Source organism: Microbacterium sp. Root322, assembly GCF_001425645.1.
Classification (GTDB): domain Bacteria; phylum Actinomycetota; class Actinomycetes; order Actinomycetales; family Microbacteriaceae; genus Microbacterium; species Microbacterium maritypicum.
This window is the reverse complement of record NZ_LMCS01000001.1, coordinates 808117-832064: the sequence shown is the minus strand read 5'-3', so window position 1 is coordinate 832064 and position 23948 is coordinate 808117. Positions and strand designations below refer to the sequence as shown.

General features: G+C 68.4%; 20 protein-coding genes. 17 read left to right on the top strand and 3 right to left on the bottom strand.

Features of this window, described 5'->3' with window-relative positions; translation table 11 throughout:
• Window positions 1-93 precede the first annotated feature (93 nt).
• From nusA to ASC55_RS03925, 5 genes are all read left to right on the top strand, one after another.
• On the top strand, window positions 94-1077 hold the full coding sequence (nusA, locus tag ASC55_RS03940) for a transcription termination factor NusA (protein WP_055872801.1): 984 nt from the start codon (window positions 94-96) through the stop codon (window positions 1075-1077).
• 61 nt (window positions 1078-1138) lie between these two features.
• Complete coding sequence (locus ASC55_RS17245; RefSeq protein ID WP_081603931.1) at window positions 1139-1393, top strand: YlxR family protein; 255 nt, start codon at window positions 1139-1141, stop codon at window positions 1391-1393.
• Window positions 1394-1487: 94 nt separating this feature from the next.
• Window positions 1488-4247, top strand: a complete 2760-nt coding sequence (infB, locus tag ASC55_RS03935; protein WP_055872796.1) for a translation initiation factor IF-2 — start codon at window positions 1488-1490, stop codon at window positions 4245-4247.
• Window positions 4248-4342: 95 nt separating this feature from the next.
• Window positions 4343-4768, top strand: coding sequence for a 30S ribosome-binding factor RbfA (rbfA, locus tag ASC55_RS03930; protein WP_021199404.1), 426 nt, complete (start codon window positions 4343-4345; stop codon window positions 4766-4768).
• 162 nt (window positions 4769-4930) lie between these two features.
• The gene (locus ASC55_RS03925) at window positions 4931-7009 is read left to right on the top strand and encodes a helix-turn-helix transcriptional regulator (protein WP_055872793.1); all 2079 of its coding nucleotides are present in this window, start codon (window positions 4931-4933) and stop codon (window positions 7007-7009) included.
• A gap of 25 nt (window positions 7010-7034) precedes the next feature.
• On the opposite strand, the gene ASC55_RS03920 is transcribed toward ASC55_RS03925, so the two are convergent.
• Window positions 7035-7901 (bottom strand): A/G-specific adenine glycosylase, encoded by an 867-nt coding sequence (locus ASC55_RS03920; protein ID WP_055872792.1) that lies wholly within the window; start codon window positions 7899-7901, stop codon window positions 7035-7037.
• Window positions 7902-8028: 127 nt separating this feature from the next.
• Between ASC55_RS03920 and truB the strand changes: the two genes are divergently transcribed.
• The 6 genes from truB to ASC55_RS03890 all read left to right on the top strand — a co-directional run bounded on the left by truB (window position 8029) and on the right by ASC55_RS03890 (window position 14343).
• Window positions 8029-8922, top strand: a complete 894-nt coding sequence (gene truB, locus ASC55_RS03915; RefSeq protein WP_055872790.1) for a tRNA pseudouridine(55) synthase TruB — start codon at window positions 8029-8031, stop codon at window positions 8920-8922.
• The gene (locus ASC55_RS03910; RefSeq protein WP_017830953.1) at window positions 8919-9287 is read left to right on the top strand and encodes a hypothetical protein; all 369 of its coding nucleotides are present in this window, start codon (window positions 8919-8921) and stop codon (window positions 9285-9287) included. The genes truB and ASC55_RS03910 overlap by 4 nt, the downstream gene beginning before the upstream one ends.
• Window positions 9288-9344: 57 nt before the next feature.
• Window positions 9345-9782: a hypothetical protein gene (locus tag ASC55_RS03905; RefSeq protein WP_373695298.1), complete on the top strand. Its 438-nt coding sequence runs from the start codon at window positions 9345-9347 to the stop codon at window positions 9780-9782.
• Complete coding sequence (locus tag ASC55_RS03900; protein WP_055868787.1) at window positions 9779-10729, top strand: bifunctional riboflavin kinase/FAD synthetase; 951 nt, start codon at window positions 9779-9781, stop codon at window positions 10727-10729. The genes ASC55_RS03905 and ASC55_RS03900 overlap by 4 nt, the downstream gene beginning before the upstream one ends.
• A 237-nt stretch (window positions 10730-10966) precedes the next feature.
• The gene (locus ASC55_RS03895; RefSeq protein WP_055868785.1) at window positions 10967-13111 is read left to right on the top strand and encodes a DEAD/DEAH box helicase; all 2145 of its coding nucleotides are present in this window, start codon (window positions 10967-10969) and stop codon (window positions 13109-13111) included.
• A gap of 203 nt (window positions 13112-13314) precedes the next feature.
• Window positions 13315-14343 carry a 6-phosphofructokinase gene (locus ASC55_RS03890; protein ID WP_017830949.1) on the top strand — a complete coding sequence of 343 codons (1029 nt, stop codon included), beginning with the start codon at window positions 13315-13317 and terminating at the stop codon, window positions 14341-14343.
• Window positions 14344-14393: 50 nt separating this feature from the next.
• Here the strand turns inward: ASC55_RS03890 and ASC55_RS03885 are convergent, their stop codons facing one another.
• Window positions 14394-16493 carry a S9 family peptidase gene (locus ASC55_RS03885; protein WP_055872788.1) on the bottom strand — a complete coding sequence of 700 codons (2100 nt, stop codon included), beginning with the start codon at window positions 16491-16493 and terminating at the stop codon, window positions 14394-14396.
• Window positions 16494-16649: 156 nt separating this feature from the next.
• Here ASC55_RS03885 and ASC55_RS03880 point away from each other — a divergent pair, with 156 nt between their 5' ends.
• The 4 genes from ASC55_RS03880 (at window position 16650) to ASC55_RS03865 (ending at window position 20863) form a co-directional block, all read left to right on the top strand.
• Window positions 16650-18029: an inorganic phosphate transporter gene (locus tag ASC55_RS03880; protein ID WP_017830947.1), complete on the top strand. Its 1380-nt coding sequence runs from the start codon at window positions 16650-16652 to the stop codon at window positions 18027-18029.
• Complete coding sequence (locus ASC55_RS03875) at window positions 18026-18361, top strand: hypothetical protein (protein WP_017830946.1); 336 nt, start codon at window positions 18026-18028, stop codon at window positions 18359-18361. The genes ASC55_RS03880 and ASC55_RS03875 overlap by 4 nt, the downstream gene beginning before the upstream one ends.
• A gap of 59 nt (window positions 18362-18420) precedes the next feature.
• Window positions 18421-19341: a phosphodiesterase gene (locus ASC55_RS03870; protein WP_055872786.1), complete on the top strand. Its 921-nt coding sequence runs from the start codon at window positions 18421-18423 to the stop codon at window positions 19339-19341.
• Window positions 19342-19402: 61 nt separating this feature from the next.
• Window positions 19403-20863: an aspartate ammonia-lyase gene (locus tag ASC55_RS03865; RefSeq protein WP_017830944.1), complete on the top strand. Its 1461-nt coding sequence runs from the start codon at window positions 19403-19405 to the stop codon at window positions 20861-20863.
• Between the two features lie 64 nt (window positions 20864-20927).
• Here ASC55_RS03865 and ASC55_RS03860 read toward each other — a convergent pair whose 3' ends face one another.
• Window positions 20928-21797, bottom strand: a complete 870-nt coding sequence (locus ASC55_RS03860; protein WP_055868776.1) for a fumarylacetoacetate hydrolase family protein — start codon at window positions 21795-21797, stop codon at window positions 20928-20930.
• Between the two features lie 322 nt (window positions 21798-22119).
• Here ASC55_RS03860 and ASC55_RS03855 point away from each other — a divergent pair, with 322 nt between their 5' ends.
• Both ASC55_RS03855 and ASC55_RS03850 read left to right on the top strand, forming a co-directional pair.
• On the top strand, window positions 22120-23190 hold the full coding sequence (locus ASC55_RS03855; protein WP_200935142.1) for a PrsW family intramembrane metalloprotease: 1071 nt from the start codon (window positions 22120-22122) through the stop codon (window positions 23188-23190).
• Between the two features lie 227 nt (window positions 23191-23417).
• On the top strand, window positions 23418-23786 hold the full coding sequence (locus ASC55_RS03850; RefSeq protein WP_017830941.1) for an FKBP-type peptidyl-prolyl cis-trans isomerase: 369 nt from the start codon (window positions 23418-23420) through the stop codon (window positions 23784-23786).
• The last annotated feature ends 162 nt before the right edge of the window (window positions 23787-23948 follow it).

The window sequence follows — 23948 nt, the reverse complement described above, 5'->3', positions numbered from 1 at the left end:
CGCCGCCGTGCGGGAGCCGGTGGGCACAGGGTATCGTGGTACGGATGTCGCGCGTGCGAACAGGCGCGACGAGAGCTGAATAGAGAGGCCGTCATGGACATCGAACTGAGTCTGCTGCGAGGGATCGAGAAGGAGAAGGCGATCCCCTTCGAAGAACTCGTCGCCATCATCGAGCAGGCGATCCTGACCGCGTACTCCAAGCACGTCGCCGCCGACGGCGTCACGCCCGAGGGCGTTCGCGTCGACCTCGACCGCAAGACCGGCCACGTCGCCGTGCTGCAGGTCGTCAAGGACGAAGAGGGCGCGATCATCGGCGAAGAGGACGCCACGCCGGACGATTTCGGGCGTATCGCGGCCTTCGCCGCCAAGCAGGTCATCAGCCAGCGTCTGCGCGACATCGCGGATGACGTCGTGCTCGGTGACTTCAAGGACAAAGAGGGCGACATCGTCGCCGGCGTGATCCAGCAGGGCCCGAACCCCCGCATGATCCACGTCGATCTCGGAGCCGTCGAGGCGATCCTGCCCCCCGAGGAGCAGGTGCCGGGCGAGGAGTACACCCACGGTTCACGCCTGCGCGTGTACGTCACGAGCGTCGCCAAGGGACTCAAGGGCCCGCAGATCACCGTCTCCCGCACCCACCCGGGGCTCGTGCGCAAGCTCTTCGCGCTCGAGGTACCGGAGATCGCGGCGGGACTGGTCGAGATCGTCGCGCTCGCCCGCGAGGCCGGCCACCGCACGAAGATCGCGGTCAAGGCGAACGACTCGTCGATCAACGCCAAGGGCGCCTGCATCGGCGAGATGGGCCGTCGCGTGCGCGCCGTGACCGAGGAGCTCGCGGGGGAGAAGATCGACATCGTCGACTACGACGCCGATCTGCCGACCTTCGTCGCCCACGCCCTCTCGCCGGCGAAGGTCACGAGCTCCTTCGTGCTCGATGCCGGCACCAAGGCCGTCCGCGCCCTGGTGCCCGACTACCAGCTGTCGCTGGCGATCGGCAAGGAGGGTCAGAACGCGCGTCTGGCCGCCAAGCTCACCGGTGCGAAGATCGACATCCAGCCGGACAGCGTCCTCGACTGATCCCCTTCGGCCTTCCGCCGCGCCCGGGAACGGGCGAGGCGGGGTGAAACGCAGGTGTAAGATGGAACCCGTACGAACGTGCGTCGGTTGTCGCACGCGTGCTCCCCGCTCCGCCCTTCTTCGGGTGGTGGCCCAGAACGACACCCTCATCCCCGATGAGAGTGCTGTCCTGCCGGGGCGCGGCGCGTGGGTGCATCCGACACCTGATTGCATCCAGGCCGCTCTGCGGCGACGAGCTTTCGGACGAGCACTGCGTGTGACCACTCAGCTGGACACACGGACCTTCGAACAGCACCCACCAAGAAACAAAGGCTGAACAGCTATGGAAACAAAGTGAACGGCTCGAAATGAGACCCGTCCGCGACTAGTGGTCTGCCCTGTCTGGGTGGACCGACTCAGACAGGAGAATTGTGGCTGGTAAACCACGCGTACATGAGATCGCCGCCGAACTCGGCGTCGACAGCAAGATCGCACTTGCAAAGCTCAAGGAACTCGGCGAGTTCGTGAAGAGCCCGTCTTCGACCATCGAACCGCCGGTGGCGCGCAAGCTGCGCGCGGCGATCGAGGCCGACAGCTCGCTCAAGGGCGCAGCCCCCGCCGCTCCTGCGGCGAAGCCTGCCGCAGCGTCCGCGGCGAAGCCCGGTACGGGCTCCGCTGCCAAGCCGGCGCCGACCCCGGGTCCGAAGCCCGGTCCCAAGCCGGCCCCGGAGGCTCCGGCCCCCGCAGCGCCCGCGCCTGCCGCGCCCGCTCCTGCCCCCGCGGCAGAGGCTCCTGCGCAGGCAGCCCCGGAGGCATCCGCGCCCGCTGAAGGCGGCGCACCCACCCCCGGCGCTCCGCGTCCGGGCAACAACCCCTTCTCCTCCGCGCAGGGCATGGGCCAGCGTCCGGCCGGTCCCCGTCCGGGCAACAACCCCTTCGCGTCCGCACAGGGCATGGGCCAGCGTCCGACGCCTGGCAACATCCCCCGTCCGCAGGCCCCGCGTCCCGGCGCACCCCGTCCGGGTGCACCGCGTCCCGGCTCGCCTCGTCCCGGTGCCCCTCGTGGTGGCCAGGGCGGTCGTCCCGGTGCTCCGTTCCAGCAGCGTCCCGGCGGCCCCGGTCGCCCCGGCGGTGCCGGTGGACCCGGCGGTGCCGGTGGTCCCGGAGCACGTCCCGGTGGCGGCGGCGGCTTCGCCGGTCGTCCCGGCGGCGGTGGCGGTCGTGGCCGCGGCCCCGGCGGTGGTACCGCAGGTGCCTTCGGTAAGGGCGGCGGCAAGAGCAAGCAGCGCAAGTCGCGGCGGGCGAAGCGGCAAGAGTTCGAGATGCGGAGTGCTCCGGTCGTCGGTGGCGTCAACGTCACCCGCGGTAACGGAGAGATCATCCGCATGCGTCGCGGCGCATCGATCGCGGACTTCGCCGACAAGATCGAGACGCTGACCGGCTACACGGTGCAGCCCGGAACTCTCGTGACGATCCTCTTCAACCTCGGCGAGATGGCCACGGCCACCGAGTCGCTGGACGAGGCGACGTTCGAGGTCCTCGGTGCCGAGCTCGGCTACAAGATCCAGATGGTCTCGCCCGAGGACGAGGACAAGGAGCTCCTCGAGGGCTTCGGTCTCGACCTCGAGGCCGAGCTGGAAGCCGAGAGCGAAGACGACCTCGAGATCCGTCCCCCGGTCGTCACCGTCATGGGTCACGTCGACCACGGTAAGACGCGACTGCTCGACGCGATCCGTCAGACCAATGTCATCGAGGGAGAAGCCGGCGGCATCACCCAGCACATCGGTGCCTACCAGGTCTGGACCGAGCACGAGGGCATCGAGCGCGCCATCACGTTCATCGACACCCCGGGTCACGAGGCGTTCACCGCCATGCGTGCCCGTGGTGCGCAGGTCACCGACCTCGCGATCCTCGTGGTCGCAGCCGACGACGGCATCATGCCGCAGACGGTCGAGGCGTTGAACCACGCGCAGGCGGCGAACGTGCCGATCGTGGTCGCGGTGAACAAGGTCGACAAGCCCGACGCCAACCCCTCGAAGGTGCGTCAGCAGCTGACCGAGTACGGCCTGGTCGCCGAGGAGTTCGGTGGCGACGTCATGTTCGTCGACGTGTCCGCTCGTGCCGGCACCGGTATCCAGGAACTGCTGGATGCCGTGTTGCTCACCGCCGACGCTGGTCTCGACCTCACCGCCAACCCGAACAAGGGTGCTCGCGGTGTCGCCATCGAGGCGAAGCTCGACAAGGGCCGCGGTTCGGTCGCCACGGTGCTGATCCAGTCCGGAACGCTCCGGATCGGTGACGCGATCGTCGCAGGCACCGCCTATGGCCGCGTGCGTGCCATGGCGGACGAGAACGGCGAGCAGGTCCTCGAGGCCTACCCGTCGCGTCCGGTGCAGGTACAGGGTCTGAACTCGGTGCCCCGTGCCGGTGACGTCTTCATCGTCACCGAGGAAGACCGCATGGCCCGCCAGATCGCTGAGAAGCGTGAAGCAGTCGAGCGCAACGCCCAGCTGGCCAAGGCCCGCAAGCGCATCTCGCTCGAGGACTTCACCCGTGCTCTCGAAGACGGCAAGGTCGAGTCGCTCAACCTCATCATCAAGGGTGATGTCTCCGGTGCCGTCGAGGCCCTGGAGGAGTCGCTGCTCAAGATCGAGGTCGATGATTCGGTGCAGCTGCGCATCATCCACCGCGGTGTCGGTGCGATCACCGAGTCCGACGTGAACCTGGCGACGATCGACAACGCGATCATCGTGGGCTTCAACGTGCGCCCCGACACGAAGGCACGCGAGCGTGCCGCCCGTGAAGGCGTGGACATCCGCTTCTACTCCGTCATCTACAACGCGATCGACGAGATCGAGAGCTCGCTCAAGGGCATGCTCAAGCCGGAGTACGAAGAGATCCAGTCGGGTGTGGCCGAGATCCGCGAGGTGTTCCGCTCCTCGAAGTTCGGCAACATCGCCGGTGTCATCGTGCGATCGGGAACGATCACGCGCAACGCCAAGGCCCGCGTCATCCGCGACGGCGTCGTGCTGGCCGATGGCCTTGCCATCGAGTCGCTGCGTCGCTTCAAGGACGATGTCACCGAGGTCCGTACGGACTACGAGGCCGGTATCGGACTCGGAAAGTACAACGACATCCAGATCGGTGATGAGATCGAGACGACCGAGCTCGTCGAGAAGCCTCGCGGCTGATCAATTCGAAACACCTTCGGGCGTCTCCCTCTCCTGCTCCTTCCGGAGCACGGAGACGGGGGACGCCCTGAGGGTTCCTGGACAGGGAGAGAACAATGGCAGGCGAAAGACAGGCCCGTCTCGCGGATCGAATCCGCGTGATCCTCGCCGAACGGCTGGAGAAGGGGCTGCGCGATCCGCGCCTCGGCTTCGTCACCATCACCGACGTCCGCGTGAGCGGCGACCTCCAGCACGCATCGGTGTTCTACACGGTGCTGGGCACGGAGGAGGAGCGCATCTCCAGCGGTGCGGCGCTCACCTCGGCGACCGGAATGCTGCGCAGCGAGGTCGGACGGCAGCTGAGCACCAGGCTCGTGCCGACCCTCGAGTTCATTCCCGACGCGCTTCCGGAGAACGCCGACCACATCGGCGCGCTGCTGCGTGAAGCGCAGCAGCGTGATGCCGATGTCGCCAAGCTCGCGTCCTCGGCTTCCCACGCCGGCGACGCCGACCCGTACCGTACCGACGACGACGCGGAGTAAGCGCCGTTTGATACGCTCGGCTTCGCGGGACGGCGTCCCGCGAAGCTGAGGGGGATCGGCATCGAGGGTGCGAACACGTCTGGGGGGCCGTTTATCGCGCCCGCTGCCGTCGGGCTCCTCCTGGAGGAGCTGCTCGAGCAGGATCTCGGTTGCGCGCCCCACGTGCTCGCTCGCCTCGCCGATGATCTGGACGCGGACGCGGCGACGATCCGTGAGGTCGTCCAGCGGTTGACGCCGGATCAACGACACGGTCTGCGCCCGGCGCCGACGCCCCTGCCGCTGGTGCCTGCGATCGCGCAGAGGTTCGAGGGAGTGGCATTCGACGAACGCGATCGCAGGCTGCTTCTCGCACTCGCGGTGTGCCTGGACGATGCTCTCGATCCGATTCTCGAATTCGACGGGCGCTCGGCGGCCGAGGTCACCTCCGCCCGCGTCGGTGCCCACCTCGCCGTGCACGCCGGTCGGATGCGCTTCATCGACGCCCGACTGGCGATCTGGCTGCGGGCGACCACCAGTGCGGCAGAGACGGCGGCGGTGCACGGGCGACTGAGCGCGGTCTTCCGCCGTCGCGGCGAACGAGTGAGCGCGGACTGGCATCGGGCGCGGGCGTCGCTCGAGGCAGAGCCGACCACCGCGCCGGAACTCACCCTAATCGCCAGGGAGCTCAGCGAGGCGGGGTACCCGGATCGTGCGTTGCTGCTCGCCAGGGAGGCCTGCGAGCATGCGGTGGGCGAAGACCAGGACGAGGCGCGCCTCGTCGCCGGCGCGTCGGCGGTGGGCGCCGGGTTCGCTGCAGAGGCGGCCGCGTGGCTGGGGGCCCTGTACCCGCACGGTACCGAGCGATACCGGTTGGCAGGTCTGGGGGCGCTGATCGTCGCCCAGACCGTCGTGCAGGGTGCTGTTCCCGAGGTCGATCCGACGTCGCTGCGGCCGGAGACACCTGACGAGGACGACTGGCATCACTGGACCAGGGCGGCCGCCCTCGCCGCGATACTCTGCGCCGAACGCGGCGATCGTCGCGGTATGCGCACGTGGCTCGACGCGCTCCGCGACGGCGCATCCCGGATCGGTGCCGAGCATGAGCTGAGGGATCCCGTGGTGGCGCTGAGCTGGCTCCTCGTGGGGGACCGCGACATCGAAGAAGTCGCGGGGTCCGGCCCGGTGAGCGGCGGGATGCTGCGCACGCTGCGCGCCGCCGTGGAGGGGGACGTCGATCTGGCGCTGCGTCTCATCGCGACCGACGAATCTGCGTTGTCCGGCGAGCCCGACCCGTTCGTGCCGGGATACGAGCACAGCCCGGTCGTTCAGGCGTATCGCGCCGTCGTCGAGGTACTGCTGCTCGTGTGGCGGGGTGACATCGGTGTCGCGCGGGACCGGCTGATCCAGGCGGCGCTCTCCTTTCCGATCGCGATGCCGTTCGCCGGATTGGGAGTGGTGCTCGCCAGACGCCTCGATCTGGCGGTGCTCGGCGAGCTGGGACCCTTCGCCCGATCACTCACCGTCGCCCTGCCCGGGGGAGCGAAGATCGACCTGCTCGTGGACCGCGGCATCCAGTCATTCCTCGCCGGCTCGTTCGACGATGCCGCCGCCACGGTTCGGCTGTGGTCCGATCTCGGTGGGCCGCAGACCACGATGGCGGTACCGGGTTTGGACGAGTTGGCCTTCATCTCTGCCGGTCGCACCACGACGGAGGCGTCCATCGAGCCTCCGGAGATCGCGCTCGCCCAGCGCCTGCGGGTCCGTGTCGCGACGGCAGGCGACGGGCGGTGGCGTGCCGAGAGCGATGAGGTCCGCGACATCGCACGCACATTGACCTCGCCGTTCGCCAGGGCGCGAGTGGAGACGATGCTCGGAACACAGCATGCGATTCGCGACGATCACTCCTCGGCGAGGATCCACCTCCAGTACGCCGAACGGCTGTTCGAGCTCTCGGGTGCGACGGCGTGGGCGAGGGCGGTGCGCGGCAGACTGGATCGGCTCGATGCGAGAGAGGGGAGCATCGTCTCCTCGGTCGGCGCTCTCTCCGCGTGCCGCGCGGCCTGGTCGCCTCAGCTCACGGCGCGCGAGCTGGAGGTGGCGATGCGCGCGGTCGGCGGTGCGGCGAACCGCGAGATCAGCGAAGCCTTGAACGTCTCCGTCCGCACCGTCGAAGTCCACCTCGGGCGGGTCTTCACCAAGCTCGGCGTGCGGAGCCGGGTCGAGCTGACTGTGCTCGCCCACCGCACAGAGCAGCACCTCTGAGCCGTCGCGCCTGTGCCTGCCGTCGTCACCGCGGCAGGAACAGAGCGACCCCATCGGCTTCGGCGAGTCCGTCGGCGATGAGCGAGTCGATAGCCCGATCACGCTGCCCGGGATCGGGCCAGTCCGGCAGGACGGCGTCGAGCGGGACGGCGTCTGGGTCGATGTTCCGCAGCAGCTTCAGCACCGCGCCGCGTGCCTGTCGGTCGGACCCCTCGTATGCGGCCTGGCGTCGGCGCTCATCGCCCGTGTCCGGTCTCCCGGCGGCCAGCCATGCGCAGCTGCCGGCGAGAGGGCACAGCTCGCACCGCGGCGCCCGGGACGTGCACACCGTGGCGCCGAGCTCCATCGCTGCGGCATTGAACACCGCAGCTTCGGCGACATCGTCCGGCAGCAGGTCGGCCATCAGGTCGAGGTCCCGGCGCGAAGGGGGTCCCGGCTGTGCCCTGCCCTCGACGGCGCGCGCGAGCACCCGTCGGGTGTTCGTGTCGACCACGGGATGCCGGTCGCCGTAGGCGAACACCGCGACGGCGCGAGCGGTGTAGTCGCCGATACCGGAAAGGGCCAGCAGGGCGTCCACCTCGCGCGGAACGATCCCCCCGTGTCGCTCGGTGATCTCGACCGCGGCACGGTGCAACCACAGCGCGCGCCGGGGATATCCCAGGTTCGCCCACTGCTGTACGACGTCCGCTGTCGATGCGGTGGCCATCTCCGAGGGCGTCGGCCACCGCTCCAACCACGCCTCGAGGTGAGGGATGACTCTCGTGACGGGCGTCTGCTGCAACATGAACTCGCTCACCAAAACGCCCCAGGCGCCGAACTCGTCATGGAAGGAAGGTCGACGCCACGGCAGGTCGCGAGCGGTCGCTCGATACCACGTCGGCAGGGGCGACATCAGCTCGAGAGAGGCCGGTGGGAGAGGCACCCGTCCAGCCTATGCGAGCGGATCGACGGCCAGGAGAGGGGAGCCACCGGGCATCCGCACGCGCAGATCCCGCTCGCGCGCTCGGTAGGCTGGGGGGATGGTCTCGCCCGGCATCCTCCTCGTCGACAAGCCCGCAGGGCTGACCAGTCACGACGTCGTCGCCCGCACGCGACGCGCGTTCGGCACCCGCAAGGTGGGGCACGCCGGAACACTCGACCCGATGGCGACCGGACTGCTGGTGATCGGCATAGAAGGCGCGACCAGGCTCCTGACCTACATCGTCGGTGCGGACAAGACCTACGTGGCGACGATCCGTCTCGGCCAGACGACGGGCACGGACGATGCGGAAGGGGAGATCCTCACCACGGCCGCGCCCGAAGCGTGGGACGCGGTGACCGATGAGGCGGTGTCGGCCGGCATCACGCAGCTCACGGGTGAGATCTCCCAGGTTCCCAGCGCCGTCTCGGCGATCAAGGTGGACGGTCGTCGCGCTTATGAGCGCGTGCGCGCCGGCGAAGAGGTCGTGCTCGCCGCACGCGATGTCGTCGTGTCGCGCTTCGACCTGCTCGCAACCAGGCGAGGTGATGGCCATCTCGATCTCGACGTCGTCGTCGACTGCTCGTCCGGAACGTACATCCGCTCCCTCGCCCGCGATCTCGGGGCCTCGCTCGGAGTCGGCGGTCACCTCACCGCGCTGCGCCGCACGCGGGTCGGTCCGTTCGATGTGTCCGATGCGGTCGGTCTCGACGCGCTGGAGGGCGCCGCGACTCTGACCCCGGGTGAGGCGGCCGGCCGGATCCTCCCCGTGCTGGAGATGTCCGGTGACGAGGCACGCGACCTCCGTCACGGCAAGCGGCTGAGCGGCCAGGCCGCGCGCCTCGAAGAGACGATCGGTGCAGCGATCGACCCGGAGGGGCTCCTGATCGGCGTCGTCGAGAAGCGCGGTGCCGACCTCAAGAGCGCCATGAACATGCCGGAGGGCGACCGATGATCCTGTGGCTCACGATCGCGCAGATCGTCATCGCCGTCGCCGCCGGCATCTTCTGTCTCGTCGCGGGTCTGATCGGCAGACGGCCGAGCGACTTCAGCGTCGGCGCCCTCGCCCTCGTCGAGGTGCTGCTCATCGTGCAGGTGATCGTCGCCATCGTTGCGCCGCTGACCGGGAACCCTCCGACCGGAGACCTGCTCGAGTACTGGGTCTACCTGGTCTCCGCGGTGCTCCTGCCCGTCGGCGCGGTGCTGTGGGCGCTCATGGAGCGCAGTCGCTGGAGCACGGTGATCCTCGGGGTGGCGGCGCTCGCGATCGCGGTGATGCTGTGGCGTATGCAGGTCATCTGGTCCGTCCAGATCGCGTGACGCGGCGGGTCGGAGCGCAGACCCGACCTCTCCTGCGGCTCTAGGATGGAATGCGCTATGAGCTCCACCGCCCCCTCCTCTCGGATGACCGGAATCGGTCGCGTCCTCGTGATCGTCTATGCCGTGATGGCGCTGGCCGCGACCGGACGCAGCTTCGTGCAGATCGTCCGTCGCTTCGACGAGGCGCCGCTGGCGTACGCGCTCTCCGCACTCGCCGCCGTCGTGTACATCCTCGCCACACTCGCCCTCGTCCTGGCCCGCCGCCGCGGCTGGTACTCGGTCGCTTGGGTCGCGATCGTCTTCGAGCTCACCGGCGTCCTCGTGGTGGGGGTGCTGAGCCTTCTGATGCCCGACCTGTTCCAGCATGAGACCGTGTGGTCGCTGTTCGGGCGCGGTTACCTGTTCATTCCGCTGGTTCTGCCCCTCTTCGGCATCTGGTGGCTGCGCACGCACCGCCCGGCCGACGTCGTGCGTCCGGTCGAGGTCGGCGCGTGATCGTCTTCCGCAGCCCGGAAGAGGTGCCGGACGACTTCGGACCGAGCGCGGTCGCGATCGGCAAGTTCGACGGCGTCCATGCCGGCCACCGAGCCGTGATCGAGCGCCTCGAGGAAGCGGCCGCAGCGACGGGCAGCCGGTCGGTCGCCGTCACGTTCGACCGCAACCCGCTGGCGGTGATCCGCCCCGACCGCTGCCCGGAGAACGTCGTCACGGTCGAGCGCAAGCTCGACCTCCTGGGCGAGCTCGGGCTCGACGCCACTCTGGTGCTCACGTTCGACGAGGAACTCGCCGCCCGCAGCGCTGAGGACTTCGTCGTCGACATCCTCGTCGGAGCCCTTCGGGTCTCCACGGTCCTCGTCGGGCAGGACTTCCGGTTCGGCGCTCGGGGAGCCGGTACCCCCGAGCTTCTGCGCGAGCTCGGTCCTCGTCACGGCTTCTCGGTCGAGGTCATCGACGACGTGTACCTCCCCGGCTCCACGCGACGCGTGTCGTCGAGCTGGATCCGCGAGCTGCTGATGGAGGGCGACGTCGCTGCGGCGACGACCGTGCTCGGACGCCATCCCGATGTGCGCGGAGTCGTCGTGCACGGACTCAAGCGCGGGCGGGAACTCGGGTTCCCCACGGCGAACCTCTCGACCATCGTCGATGCGTTCGTGCCGGCGGACGGCGTGTACGCGGGATGGCTCGTCGACCACGACACCGGGATCCGGCATCCGTCGGCGATCTCCGTCGGGACCAATCCCACCTTCGACGACGTCCTCGTGCGACAGGTCGAGGCTCACGTGCTGGGAGAGACGGGTCTCGACCTCTACGGGCACGACGTCACGGTCGAGTTCGTGGAGCGGCTGCGGGGCATGGTGGCCTTCGAGGGCATCGACAAGCTGATGGTGCAGATGGGTGCCGATGTCACGGATGCGGCGCGGGCTCTCGGGCTCTCCTCCTAGCCGAGAGCGGATCGCCGGTTCGACCGTGCGGGATGGACGGCTCGGCGTGGGCGATCTCCGCTGAGCGAGCGAGATGGCATAGAATGATCATCGGCTCCCGCCGAACTTCGCGACTCTCGCGTTCCCCGGCGGGAAGAAGATCCACTGTTCGTACGGTCCTGGCTCACGCCACACGCGGACAACGAGAACGGCTCATGGTTTCCTGGGGAAGCCGGAGCCTTCACGCTCAGGAGGAGCATGCCGACTACGGCAACCGCCGCCACGCGGCGCAAGAAGACGTCCCGTCGCGACGATGAGGCACCCCTCATCCCGATCCTCGCGCGCAAGGTGCGCGAGATCGAGGCGAAGTCGCAGCGAGGGAAGCTCGGTCCCACGAATCGAGTGAAGTTCCAGGTGATCGCCTTCCTGGTGCGCGAAGAGCGCGCCAGGGTGAAGGCGGATGCCGAGATCGGCGATCCCGCACGCGCCGAGTTGCTGAAGCGGCTCGACGGCGTGGCCACGATCCTCGCGAAGACGGCCGCCCGCGACACCTCACTGATCCAGCTCCTGGAGGCCGACCAGGCGACATCGCCGGTGGCCAAGCGCATGCGCCGGGACTGGCTGCTCGAATCCGGAGCCGAACTCGCCCCGGAAGAGCTCATCATCGCCGACGCCGCACCGGTGCAGATCTCCGCGATCCCCGCAGCGATCGCGGAGCGCCAGGTCACCCCGCCGTCCGTCGAGGCGCGACAGTTGGCCAACCCCTTCCTCGCTCCCGACCTGACGCCGCGTTCGACGGCCACGCCGCGCCGCCGTCTCGACGGCTGGGAGCTCATGGGTCCGCTGTACAAGGCTTTCGAGACCGGGGCCGGTGGGTCCGCCGCGTCGATGGATCTGCCGCCGGCGCCGGAATTCGACCACATCTCGCCCAAGGGCCTCGAGGTCATGGTGCATCAGTCCCGGTTCCTCGAGGCCGTCAAGGCCGGACACCGCAGCTTCCTCCTCGCCGACGAGCCCGGTCTCGGCAAGACCGCGCAGTCGGTTCTCGCCGCTTCCGTCGCGGGTGCATATCCGCTGCTGGTGGTCGTGCCCAACGTCGTGAAGATGAACTGGGCGCGCGAGGTCGAGCGCTGGACGCCCCAGCGCCGGGCGACGGTGATCCAGGGCGACGGCGATGACATCGACGCGTTCGCCGACGTGTTCATCGTGAACTACGAGATCCTCGACCGGCACATGTCGTGGCTCGCCTCCATCGGCCTGCGCGGGATGGTCGTCGACGAGGCGCACTTCATCAAGAACCTCTCCTCGCAGCGGTCGCAGAACGTGCTGTCGCTGGCCGCCCAGGTGCGCGAGCGCACTCCGGGGCACGATCCTCTGATGCTCGCCCTCACCGGTACGCCGCTGATCAACGACGTCGAGGACTTCGACGCGATCTGGCGCTTCCTCGGCTGGACCACCGGTGAGAAGCCGGGTCCTGAGCTCATGGAGAAGCTCGACGCCACAGGATTCACCCCGGCAGACAAGGCGTTCTACCCCGAGGCCCGCGACGCGGTGATCTCCATGGGGATCGTCCGTCGCAAGAAGAAGGACGTCGCCGCCGATCTCCCGGACAAGCTGATCGCCGATCTGCCGGTGCAGCTCGACGACGAGTTCGGGCGCAGCATCCGCCAGGCCGAGCGCGAGCTGGGGGAGCGGCTCGCCGCTCGCTACCGCCGCATCATCGAGGCTCGTGGAGACCGTGGGCTCGCGTCGGGAGAGATCGACGAGGACATCGTGCGGCTGGTCGCCCAGAACGAGCTCGAGGAGTCCAAGGCCGCCGGCACCGGGGGAGACAACGTCTTCACCATGGTCCGTCGCATCGGTCAGGCCAAGGCGCCGCTGGCTGCCGACTATGCCGCTCAGCTGCAGCGCTCGGTCGGCAAGGTCGTGTTCTTCGCGAAGCACATCGACGTCATGGACCAGGCCGAGGCGCACTTCGCCGCGGCAGGCATCCGCTCGGTGTCGATCCGTGGCGACCAGACCTCCACGGTCCGGCAGCAGGCCATCGACGACTTCAACGGCGACCCCGAGGTCGGCATCGCCGTCTGCTCGCTCACCGCGGCAGGCGTCGGGCTCAACCTCCAGGCCGCGTCGAACGTCGTGCTCGCCGAGCTGTCGTGGACGGCCGCCGAGCAGACGCAGGCGATCGACCGTGTGCACCGCATCGGCCAGGGCGAGCCGGTCACCGCGTGGCGGATCATCGCCGCGCACACGATCGACACGAAGATCGCGGAGCTGATCGACCAGAAGCAAGGGCTCGCGGCGCGCGCTCTCGACGGTGAAGCGGTCGAGGAGTCGGCCGCAGAGCCGGTGCAGCTGGCGGCACTCATGCACCTGCTGCGACAGGCGCTGGGCGGGGCATAGGCGTCAAGAATCACCGTTCTTAACGTCGAATCCGGTGCGAGAACACTCGAGAACGGGAAGTTCGACGATATCGGTGAATCAGGTCGTCAAGATCGACGTTTTTCGCCGCTCCCGAATGGCGCCCGAGCGTGCCGGGGCGCTAGTGTCGATCGAAGGCAGCGTCGCCTGTTCCCCCCATCTCCCGAACGTCTGAAGGCACCAGCATGAAGATCGGCATCCTGACGAGCGGCGGCGACTGCCCCGGCCTCAACGCGGTCATCCGCGGCATCGTGCTCAAGGGCACGACCTCATACGACCTCGAGTTCGTCGGCATCCGCGACGGATGGCGGGGCCTGGTCGACGGTGACTTCATGCCGCTGACCCGACACGAGGTGAAGGGGCTGTCGAAGGTCGGCGGCACGATCCTCGGCACCAGCCGCACGAACCCGTACGAGGGCGAGCGCGGGGGAGCCGACAACATCGCCAAGACCCTCTACGGGCACAAGATCGACGGCATCATCGCGATCGGTGGTGAGGGCACGCTGGCCGCAGCGGACCGTCTCGCCAAGGACGGCATCAAGGTCATCGGGGTCCCCAAGACGATCGACAACGACCTGCAGGCGACCGACTACTCGTTCGGCTTCGACACCGCGGTGAACATCGCCACGGATGCGATGGATCGGCTGCGCACGACCGGCGACTCGCACCAGCGCTGCATGGTCGCAGAGGTCATGGGCCGTCACGTCGGCTGGATCGCACTGCACGCCGGAATGGCTGCCGGAGCTCACGTCGTCTGCATCCCCGAGGTGCCGATGTCGATCGACGAGATCACGGAGCTGGTGACCAGCGCGCATGATCGCGGTCGCGCGCCGCTGGTCGTCGTCTCCGAGGGGTTCAAGCTCCTCGGAATGGACGAGGCCTACAGCGACAAGGGCCTCGATGCCTTCAACCGCCCCCGCCTCGGCGGCATCGGCGACCTGCTCGCGCCCGAGATCGAGCGCATCACCGGCATCGAGACGCGGGCGACGATCCTCGGTCACATCCAGCGCGGCGGATCGCCCTCGGCGTTCGACCGCGTGCTCGCGACACGACTCGGTCTGCACGCCGCCGACGCGATCGTCGACGGCGCCTGGGGCCAGATGGTCGCCATGCAGGGCACGGATATCGTCCGGGTGCCGTTCGCCGACGCACTGGGCGAACTGAACACGGTCCCGCGCTACCGCTACGACGAGGCGGCGGCGCTCTTCGGCTGAGCCGCCTGAGGCTGAGTCCGCCCTTCGCGGACGAGCTCAGCCTCAGCGATTCACTCCTCGGCGAGGCCGAGAGTGTCCAGCAGCCAGGCGAGTTCGAACGCCCGCTCCTTCCAGGAGTTGTAGCGCCCGCTCACCCCACCGTGTCCGGCGACCATCTCGCACTTGAGGAGCACGTCCTTCGCCCCGGCCTCGCGCAGGCGTGCGACCCACTTCGCGGGCTCCACATAGAGCACCCGCGTGTCGTTCAGGGACGTCACGGCGAGGATCCGCGGGTAGTCCACGCCGTCGCGGACGTTCTCGTAGGGGCTGTACGACTTCATGTAGGCGTAGACGTCCGGGTCATGGAGCGGGTCGCCCCACTCGTCCCATTCGATGACGGTCAGCGGCAACGACGGATCGAGGATCGTCGTCAGGGCGTCCACGAACGGCACGCCGGCGAGGATGCCGGCGAAGAGCTCGGGCGCGAGGTTCGTCACCGCGCCCATCAGCAGGCCGCCGGCGCTGCCGCCCTCGGCCACCATCCGACTCGGCGTGGTCACACCCGACTCGACCAGGTGCTCGCCGCAGGAGACGAAGTCCGTGAACGTGTTGCGCTTGTGCAGGAGCTTGCCGTCCTCGTACCACTGCCGGCCCATCTCGCCGCCTCCGCGCACGTGCGCGACCGCGAAGATCACACCCCTGTCGAGTTCGGAAAGGCGTGCCACGGAGAAGCCGGGATCGATCGAGTGCTCGTAGGATCCGTAGCCGTACAGGTGCACCGGACGCGGCTCGACGCCGGGCTCGCCGAACGAGCGCTTCCACACGAGCGAGATCGGCACGCGCACGCCGTCTGATGCGGTCGCCCACTCGCGTCGCTGGCCGTAGTCGGCGGGGTCGTAGCCCCCCAGCACCGGCACCTGCTTGCGCAGCACCAGCTCCCGGGTCGCGAGGTCGAGGTCGTACACGGTCCCCGGCGTCACGAACGAGGTGTAGCCCAGACGCAGGAACGGCGAGTGCCATTCGGGGTTCCCGCTCGCGCCGGCCGAGTAGAGCGGTTCGTCGAACACCAGCTCGTCGACCGCATCCGTGGCGTAGTCGAGCAGACCGACGCGCTCGAGTCCCTCGCTGCGGTACTCCACGGTGGCGAAGTCGCGGAACGCATCGACACCGAGGAGTCGTCTGCCCTGCTCATGCGCGAGCACCAGGTGTCGCTCGCCCTGCGGCTCGGACGCTGACACCGAGACGAGCTCGAAGTCGAGCGCTCCGTCGTTGTGCAGCACGAGCAGACGGTCCTCGCCGTCAACGACCGCATGCTCGACCGAGTACTCCACGCCTTCGCGACGCGGCCACACGAGCTGCGGCTCCGCGGTCAGCTCGCCCGTCAGATCGACGAGATACTCCTCGCTCGTGATGCTCGAACCGACCGCGATGACCAGATACCGGCGGCTACGGGTGATCCCGGCACCGAGCCAGAACTTCTCATCCGGCTCGTGGAAGAGCTTCACGTCGTCGGCGACGGGCGTGCCGAGGCGGTGCAGCCACAAAGTGTCGGGCCTCCACGCCTCGTCGCGGGTCGTGTAGATCACACCCCGACCGTCTGGTGTGAAGAAAGCGCCGCCCGTGTTCGGGATCTCGTCGTCGAGCGTGGTGCCGGTGGTGAGGTCGCGCACGTGCACGGTGTACAGCTCGTCACCTTCGAAGTCGGTGGACCACAGCAGCTTCGTGGCGTCGTCGGACGTGTCGAACGCTCCGAGCGAGAAGAACTCGTGCCCCTCCGCCTCGATGTTGCCGTCGAGGAGCACGACCTCGCCGGGAACCGGGACACCGGGCTCGAGACGCGGAGGAGTCCAGTCGTCGGGCTCGGCCGCGGCGCGGCAATGGATGCCGTACTGCGCGCCCTCCTCGGTGCGGCTGTAGTACCACCAGTGGCCACGGCGGGTGGGAACGGAGAGGTCCGTCTCCTGCACGCGGCCCTTGATCTCTTCGAAGAGCCGCTCGCGCAGAGCGGCGAGGTGTGCCGTCTCGGCATCCGTGTGGGCGTTCTCGGCCTCGAGGTGGGACACGACCTCCGCCGACTCCTTTGCGCGGAGCCATTCGTACGGATCGTCGAAGGTGTCACCGTGGTGGGTGCGGAGGGAGGAGCGGCGGTCGGCGGTAGGAGCGTCAGTCACCGTCTCACGCTATCCCAGGTCGAGTTGACCGGCACGGGGGAGGGTGGGAGGATCTACCGGGGCCGGTTAACGGAAGTCAAACCCACGGTGAACTCTTCGTTCATCACGTCGATCACGTCGACATCTCCTTCTTCCTCAAACGACCGAAAGCGAACGGTGGAAACCGCAGCCCTCATCGTCGTGCTTGTCATCGCGCTGGCACTCTTCTTCGACTTCACCAACGGCTTTCACGATACGGCGAACGCCATGGCGACGCCGATCGCCACCGGCGCGCTGAAGCCCAAGACAGCCGTCCTCCTCGCCGCCGTTCTCAACCTCGTCGGCGCCTTCCTGTCGACCGAGGTCTCCAAGACCATCTCCGGCGGGATCATCCGTGAGGATGCGATCATCGAGGCCGGGGCGGATCTGTTCCTATCGTTGATCTTCGCCGGTCTGATCGGTGCGATCACCTGGAACATGCTCACGTGGCTTCTCGGTCTTCCCTCGAGCTCGTCGCACGCGCTCTTCGGTGGACTCATCGGCGCCACCCTCGTCGGCGCAGGCATCGGCGGCATCGACTTCGGCATGGTGCTCTCCAAGATCGTGCTCCCCGCGCTGATCGCTCCGGTCACGGCAGGCCTGATCGCCTTCGCCGCGACGAAGATCGCCTACTCGATCACCCGTCGCTACGACGGAAAGCCCGACGGTCGCGACGGATTCCGGTGGGGGCAGATCTTCACCTCCTCGCTGGTCGCGCTGGCTCACGGCACCAACGACGCCCAGAAGACGATGGGTGTGATCACCCTCGCGATGATCACGATCGGCTGGCAGTCCGGCGCTCACCACGAGCCCGAGCTGTGGGTCATCATCGCGTGTGCGTTCACGATCGCGCTCGGCACCTACCTGGGCGGCTGGCGCATCATCCGCACCCTCGGCAAGGGCCTGACCGACGTCAAGCCCGCACAGGGCTTCGCGGCGGAGAGCTCGACAGCCGCCACCATCCTCGCCTCCAGCGCCCTCGGATTCGCGCTCTCGACCACGCAGGTCGCCTCCGGATCGGTCATCGGATCCGGCCTCGGTCGCCGCGGGTCCACGGTGCGCTGGCGGACCGCCGGCCGCATCGGCATCGGCTGGCTGCTGACGCTTCCCGCCGCCGGTGGAGTGGGAGCGCTCGCTGCGCTGCTCGTGGTCTGGCTGGGGAACTGGGGCGTCGCGATCGACGCCGTGATCGCGGTCCTGATCATCCTCGGTCTGTACATGCGCTCGCGTCGCAACGCCGTCACGCCCGCCAACGCGATGAGTGATGTCGCCGAGTCCGGCATGGCCATCGAGCTTCCCGACACGCCCCCGCCGACGCGTCGTCAACAGCGCATCGAGCAGGCCAAGGCTGAGGCCAGGGCTCGCGCCGAGGCCAGGGAGAAGGCGAAGGCGCAGGCGAAGAAGGATGCCGCGGCCAAGGCCAAGAAGAAGGCGGAGGCCAAGGCCGGCGCCGGTGCGTCCAAGTCTGCGGCATCGAAGAAGAAGGCAGATGCCGACCGGAACGGGGAGTCCGCATGAACGTCGTGATCGACTGGTTCGCGTTCCTCCAGGTTTTCGCGGCAGCCCTCATCGGCGCCGCGGCCATCGTCACGTTCTACGCGCTGGGTCTGCGTCTGCTCGTGCGCAGCGGTCGGGCTCCGGTGGTGAGCCCGGCGGAGTTCACGGACGCCATCACGGTGATCACCGAGAAGGAGCTCAAGCGCGCAGAGAAGCAGGCGGCGAAGGCCGCGCGCAAGAGTCCCTTGACCGAGGGGCAGAAGTCGCTGGCCCTCGTCGGGGCCTACGGCTGCTTCGCGCTCTGCGCCGCCGCAGTGGTGAGCGGCATCCTGCTCCTCGTCATCGGTCACTGACGACGGCGGAACCGGGCGGGTCCCGGTGCCGGAGCGGGGGGCGGCAATAGGCTGATGTCATGTCCGCAGGAACCGGCACTCCGTACGTCTTCGGTAGGCACGAGCCCGCGTCGCACGTGCTCATCCACGTCAGCGACCCGCATTTCCTCGCGGGGGGAGCGCGGCTGGGCGGACGCTACGACGTCGAGGAGAGCTTCGCCCGCACGCTGGAGGCGATCCGCACCGTGCATCCGCACCCCACGGCTATCGTCGTCACGGGGGACTTGGCCGACCTGGGGGAGCCCGATGCCTATCGTCGCCTTCGGGCCGCGGTGGAGCCGGTGGCCGAGGCGCTGCGGGCCCCGGTCATCTGGGTGGCAGGCAACCATGATGAGCGGCCGGCTCTGCGAGAGGGCCTGCTGGATCTGACGCCGACTGAGGAGCCGGTGACCGGCGTCTGGAACGTCGACGGCCTCCGACTCATCGCGCTGGACACCAGCGTCCCGGAGTGGCATCACGGAGATCTCGACGACGGTCAGCTCGCCTGGCTCGCGGAGGTGCTCGCCGAGCCCGCCCCGCACGGGACGCTGCTGGCGATGCATCATCCGCCGATCCCGAGCCATCTGCCGCTGTTCGACATCCTGGAGCTGCGGCATCAGGACGAGCTCGCAGACATCGTGCGGGGGAGCGACGTGCGCGGCATCCTCGCCGGGCATCTGCACTATTCCTCCCACGGCCTTTTCGCCGGGGTTCCCGTGAGCGTCGCCTCGGCGACGTGCTACACGATGAACGTGGCACGTCCGTCGGCCGAGGTCAACGGCATGGACGCCGCGCAGGCCTTCCAGATCGTCCACGTCTACCCCGACACGATCACGCACACCGTGGTCCCGGTGACCGAGGCTCCGACCGGCGACTACTTCTCGGAGGCCTGGCTGGAGCGCATGGCGAAGCTCAGCCCGGAAGAGCGACTCGAGGCCTTCTCCCGCAAACCCGGACGCTGAGCGGCGTAGACTGGGAGCATCCCCCACCCTTCTCACCCGCCACGACCCACGAGGATGTGACATGGCTTCTGCCGCGCCTACCCCGACCCGCACCGAGACCGATTCGCTCGGGAGCATGGAGATTCCCGTCGACGCGTACTGGGGGATCCACACCGCCCGCGCCGACGCGAACTTCCCGATCACGAAGCGACCCATCTCGGTGTATCCCGACCTGGTGGTCGGCCTCGCGATGGTCAAGCAGGCCAGCGCCCGCGCGAACCGCGAGATCGGAGTGCTCGACCCCGAGCGCGCTGACCTGATCGATCGTGCCGCGCAGCGAGTGATCGACGGCGAGTTCCACGAGCAGTTCACGGTCGGTGTCATCCAGGGCGGCGCCGGCACCTCGACCAACATGAACGCGAACGAGGTCATCACCAACATCGCGCTCGAGATGGCCGGCCGCGAGAAGGGCGACTACGCCTTCCTGTCGCCGATCGATCACACCAACCGCAGCCAGTCCACCAACGACGTGTACCCGACCGCAGTGAAGATCGGCCTCTCGCTGACGCTGCGCTCGCTGCTCGAAGAGCTCGACCTGCTGCGGCTGTCGTTCCTGGGCAAGTCGCGCGAGTTCCACGACGTTCTGAAGGTCGGGCGCACCCAGCTGCAGGACGCCGTGCCCATGACGCTGGGCCAGGAGTTCAACGGCTTCGCCACGACGCTCGGCTACGACCACACGCGCCTCACCGAGAACGCCTCGCTGATGTTCGAGATCAACATGGGCGCCACGGCTATCGGCACCGGCATCACGACCCACCCCGGTTACGCGCCCGCTGTGCTCAAGCACCTGCGTGAGATCACCGAACTCGACCTGCGCACCGCCGGCGACCTCGTCGAGGCCACCAGCGACACCGGATCGTTCATGTCGTTCTCCTCGACGCTCAAGCGCAACGCGATGAAGCTCTCGAAGATCTGCAACGACCTCCGGCTTCTCTCATCGGGTCCCCAGGCGGGCCTCGGCGAGATCAACCTCCCCGCCATGCAGGCGGGCTCCAGCATCATGCCCGGCAAGGTCAACCCGGTCATCCCCGAGGTCGTGAACCAGGTGGCGTTCGCCGTGGCCGGCGCCGACATGACGGTGACGATGGCGGCGGAAGCCGGGCAGCTGCAGCTGAACGCCTTCGAGCCGGTGATCGCGCACTCGATCTTCCAGTCGATCACCTGGATGCGTCAGGCCATGTGGACCCTGCGCGTGAACTGCGTCGACGGCATCACCGCCAACCGCGACCGCCTGGGGGCGATGGTGGGAGCCTCGGTCGGTGTCATCACCGCACTGACGCCCTTCATCGGCTACGCAGCAGCGGCAGCCCTGGCGAAGACCGCGCTGTTGACCAACCGCAGTGTCGCCGATCTGGTGGTGGAGGCCGGCCTGATGTCCCGCGAAGAGGTCGTCAAGCAGCTCTCGCCCGCACGCCTGTCCGGGCTCGAGACCATCACGGCGGCGATCCCGGTGATCGCGTCGGAGGACCTGATCGAGATCTGATCACGCGGATACGAAGAGAGGGACGGATGCTCCGGCATCCGTCCCTCTCTTCGTGCAGGTGAGGTCAGTCGGTGATCCGGCAGTGGGTGGTGAGCTCACCGATGCCGTCGATGCCGACCGTGACGGTGGAGTGGTCGCGGAGGAAGATCTGCGGGTCGCGCGAGTAGCCGGCACCTCCGGGGCTGCCGGTCGAGATGAGCGTGCCGGGGAGCAGAGTGAGCGACTGCGAGAGGTGCGTGATCAGCTTCGCCACCGAGCGCACCATCTGGTCGGTGCTCGCATCCTGCACGGTGTGACCGTCGACGACGGTCCAGATGTGGAGGTCCTGCGGGTCGGCGATCTCGTCCGCGGTCACGGCGAAGGGTCCGGTCGGGGTGAATCCGTCGAACGACTTGCAGCGGGACCACTGCGCCTCGGAGAACTGGATGTTCCTTGCGGTGATGTCGTTGACCACCGTGTATCCCCAGACGTGCGACAGTGCGTCGGCTTCGGCGACGTCCTTCGCGGGCGAGCCGATGAGCACGCCGAGCTCGGCCTCGTAGTCGACGGCTTCGCTGAGAGCGCGCGGCCACGACGTGGTCTGCTCGTGTCCGGTGAGCGAGTTCGGCCAGAGCGTGAACACCGTGGGTGCGGCATCCGTCTTCAGGCCCAGCTCGCTGGAATGCGCGGCGTAGTTGAGGCCGACGGCCAGCACGGCCGGGGGAGCGAGCACGGCCGAGGCGAACGCCCAGCCGTCGAGAGGGTGCCGCCGGGCGGAACCGGTCGCCAGCGCTGCGCGCAGGGCCTCGAGCGCGTCGTCTCCTCCCTCGATCAGCTGCTGCAGCGTGGCAGGAGGGTCGTTCAGGAGGTCAGAGACGAGGATGGCGTCCGAGCCCTCGACCACGGCGAGAACCGCGAGAGGGGAGTCAGGACGGCGCAGGTGAGCGAACCGCATGCTTCTACGCTACCGGGTGGCTGGTGGTCGCCGGGTGGAGGGCGTCGCCATATCCGGACCGTCTGCGTTGTGCCCATAAGCTTTGCCTATGAGTTCCGGAGGACCGTCCCAGCCGCAGCAGCCCTCGCCCTACGCCCCTCCGCCGGCATCGCCGCAGGTGTCGCGGCAGCCCTACATGCCCGCGCCATCCGCGAGCCCCCTTCCCGCGCCTGCGGCCGGGGTGCCTTCCACCGGGTACGCCTCGTCTCTCGCGCAACCGACCCCGTACACGCCACCGGCTCCCGTGGCCCCGTCGCCTGCGGAGTCTCTTCCCGCGTTGCCCGTGCCCACCAGGAAGGGGCGCACGGTGTCGCTCTGGCTCTTCGGAGTGCTCGGGTTCCTGCTGATCGCCCTCGTGGGGTATTTCGTCTGGGCGCTCGGATCCTTCGCATCGGTCGTCGGCCTTGTGCTCGCGCTGATTCCGCTGACGATCGTGTTCCTCGGCGTGCGCCTGATCGATCGATGGGAGCCCGAGCCCAAGCGACTCGTCGCGTTCGCCATCGCCTGGGGTGCGGTGGCGGCGGTCGGGCTCACCCTTCTCGTCGACACGGCACTGACCCTCCTGCTCGACATCCGATCGGAGGAGTTCACCGCCGTCGTGCAGGCACCCATCGTGGAAGAGCTCTGGAAGGGGCTCGGCGTCTTCCTCATCTTCCTGCTCGCCCGACGAGCCTTCGACGGCCCCGTCGACGGCATTGTGTACGGGGCGCTGGTCGGGGCGGGATTCGCGTTCACCGAGAACATCCAGTACTTCGGGTTGAGCCTGATCGAGGGCGGCGGTGAACAGCTCACCGTCACATTCGTGGTGCGTGGGCTCTTCTCGCCCTTCGCGCATGCCATGTTCACCGCGATCACCGGCTTCGCGATCGGTCTCGTCGCCCGTCGGCACGGTTCGGCCCAGGCGGCGCTCGGCGCCGGGGCGCTGGGCCTGGTCGGGGCGATCCTCCTGCACGCGCTCTGGAACGGCTCCGCGACGTTCGCGGACTTCTTCGGGCTCTACTTCACCCTCCAGGTGCCGCTGTTCGTCGGATTCATCCTGTGCATCGTCGCCCTGCGTCGCGAGGAGGCCAGGCTCACCAGAGCACGCCTGGAGGACTACGCCGCCGCGGGGTGGTTCACGCCCGAGGAGGTCACGATGCTCGCGACCCCCGCCGGACGAAAGGTGGGACTGGCCTGGGCCTCGCAGCTGCGCGGGGACCGACGGCCTCTGATGCGCGCGTTCATAAAGGACGCGACCGCACTCGCCGCCGTGCGCCAGCGCGCGATCACCGGTCGGGATCCTCTGGCCGTGGACGACGAGCGCGCTCTCCTGATCCGCACCAGGGCGACCAGGGCGGCTCTGCTCTCCTACTGACACGGAGCGAGGCAGCGGGCCCGTCCCCGGCAAGACTCAGCGCCCGGTGCTGCGGCGATGCCTGCGAGTCTCCCGGGCGCTGAGTTGATCTGTAAACAGGGTGCACCCGGCCCCGTGCGGGTGTCAAGAGCGTCTTGCCGAGGTTCGACGGTGCGTGCACGAGGTGTTCGCTGTGAGCAGGTGCGCGCGCGTTGACCCCGTCCGTCGGCCTCGGGTTTGATGGAGACATGACTGAACGCACAAAGCCTGAGTTCGACGCCCCCAGCACCCCCGCTCCGGCGGACCTCGTCATCCGCGACATCATCGAGGGTGACGGCGCCGAGGCGAAGCCCGGCGACACGGTGACGGTCCACTACGCCGGTGTGGAGTTCGACTCCGGCGAGGAGTTCGACTCCTCCTGGGGTCGCGGCGAGACCATCCAGTTCCCCCTGCGCGGCCTGATCCAGGGCTGGCAGGACGGAATCCCCGGCATGAAGGTCGGCGGGCGCCGCGAGCTGATCATCCCCCCGCACCTCGCGTACGGCCCGGCCGGTGGAGGGCACTTCCTCTCCGGCAAGACGCTGATCTTCATCATCGATCTCGTCGCCGTCGGCTGACTTCGATCTTCTCCACGAGGCGCCCCTCTCCTTCGGGAAAGGGGCGCCTCGTGGCGTTACGGAAGAGATTCTCCATTCAGGGGAATACATGCGACTGAATGTAAGTTGTCACAGTGGTCGCGGCAACGCGGCCCCTGTCCCTTGCCGCAGCAGCGGCTGAAG

Excerpts from the sequence above, each read along its gene's own strand:
- nusA (WP_055872801.1), top strand. The coding sequence starts at position 94 with ATGGACATCGAACTGAGTCTGCTGCGAGGGATCGAGAAGGAGAAGGCG.
- ASC55_RS17245 (WP_081603931.1), top strand. The coding sequence starts at position 1,139 with ATGGAACCCGTACGAACGTGCGTCGGTTGTCGCACGCGTGCTCCCCGC.
- rbfA (WP_021199404.1), top strand. The coding sequence starts at position 4,343 with ATGGCAGGCGAAAGACAGGCCCGTCTCGCGGATCGAATCCGCGTGATC.
- ASC55_RS03920 (WP_055872792.1), bottom strand. The coding sequence starts at position 7,901 with ATGTCGCCCCTGCCGACGTGGTATCGAGCGACCGCTCGCGACCTGCCG.
- truB (WP_055872790.1), top strand. The coding sequence starts at position 8,029 with ATGGTCTCGCCCGGCATCCTCCTCGTCGACAAGCCCGCAGGGCTGACC.
- ASC55_RS03910 (WP_017830953.1), top strand. The coding sequence starts at position 8,919 with ATGATCCTGTGGCTCACGATCGCGCAGATCGTCATCGCCGTCGCCGCC.
- ASC55_RS03905 (WP_373695298.1), top strand. The coding sequence starts at position 9,345 with ATGAGCTCCACCGCCCCCTCCTCTCGGATGACCGGAATCGGTCGCGTC.
- ASC55_RS03895 (WP_055868785.1), top strand. The coding sequence starts at position 10,967 with ATGCCGACTACGGCAACCGCCGCCACGCGGCGCAAGAAGACGTCCCGT.
- ASC55_RS03890 (WP_017830949.1), top strand. The coding sequence starts at position 13,315 with ATGAAGATCGGCATCCTGACGAGCGGCGGCGACTGCCCCGGCCTCAAC.
- ASC55_RS03875 (WP_017830946.1), top strand. The coding sequence starts at position 18,026 with ATGAACGTCGTGATCGACTGGTTCGCGTTCCTCCAGGTTTTCGCGGCA.
- ASC55_RS03870 (WP_055872786.1), top strand. The coding sequence starts at position 18,421 with ATGTCCGCAGGAACCGGCACTCCGTACGTCTTCGGTAGGCACGAGCCC.
- ASC55_RS03865 (WP_017830944.1), top strand. The coding sequence starts at position 19,403 with ATGGCTTCTGCCGCGCCTACCCCGACCCGCACCGAGACCGATTCGCTC.
- ASC55_RS03860 (WP_055868776.1), bottom strand. The coding sequence starts at position 21,797 with ATGCGGTTCGCTCACCTGCGCCGTCCTGACTCCCCTCTCGCGGTTCTC.
- ASC55_RS03850 (WP_017830941.1), top strand. The coding sequence starts at position 23,418 with ATGACTGAACGCACAAAGCCTGAGTTCGACGCCCCCAGCACCCCCGCT.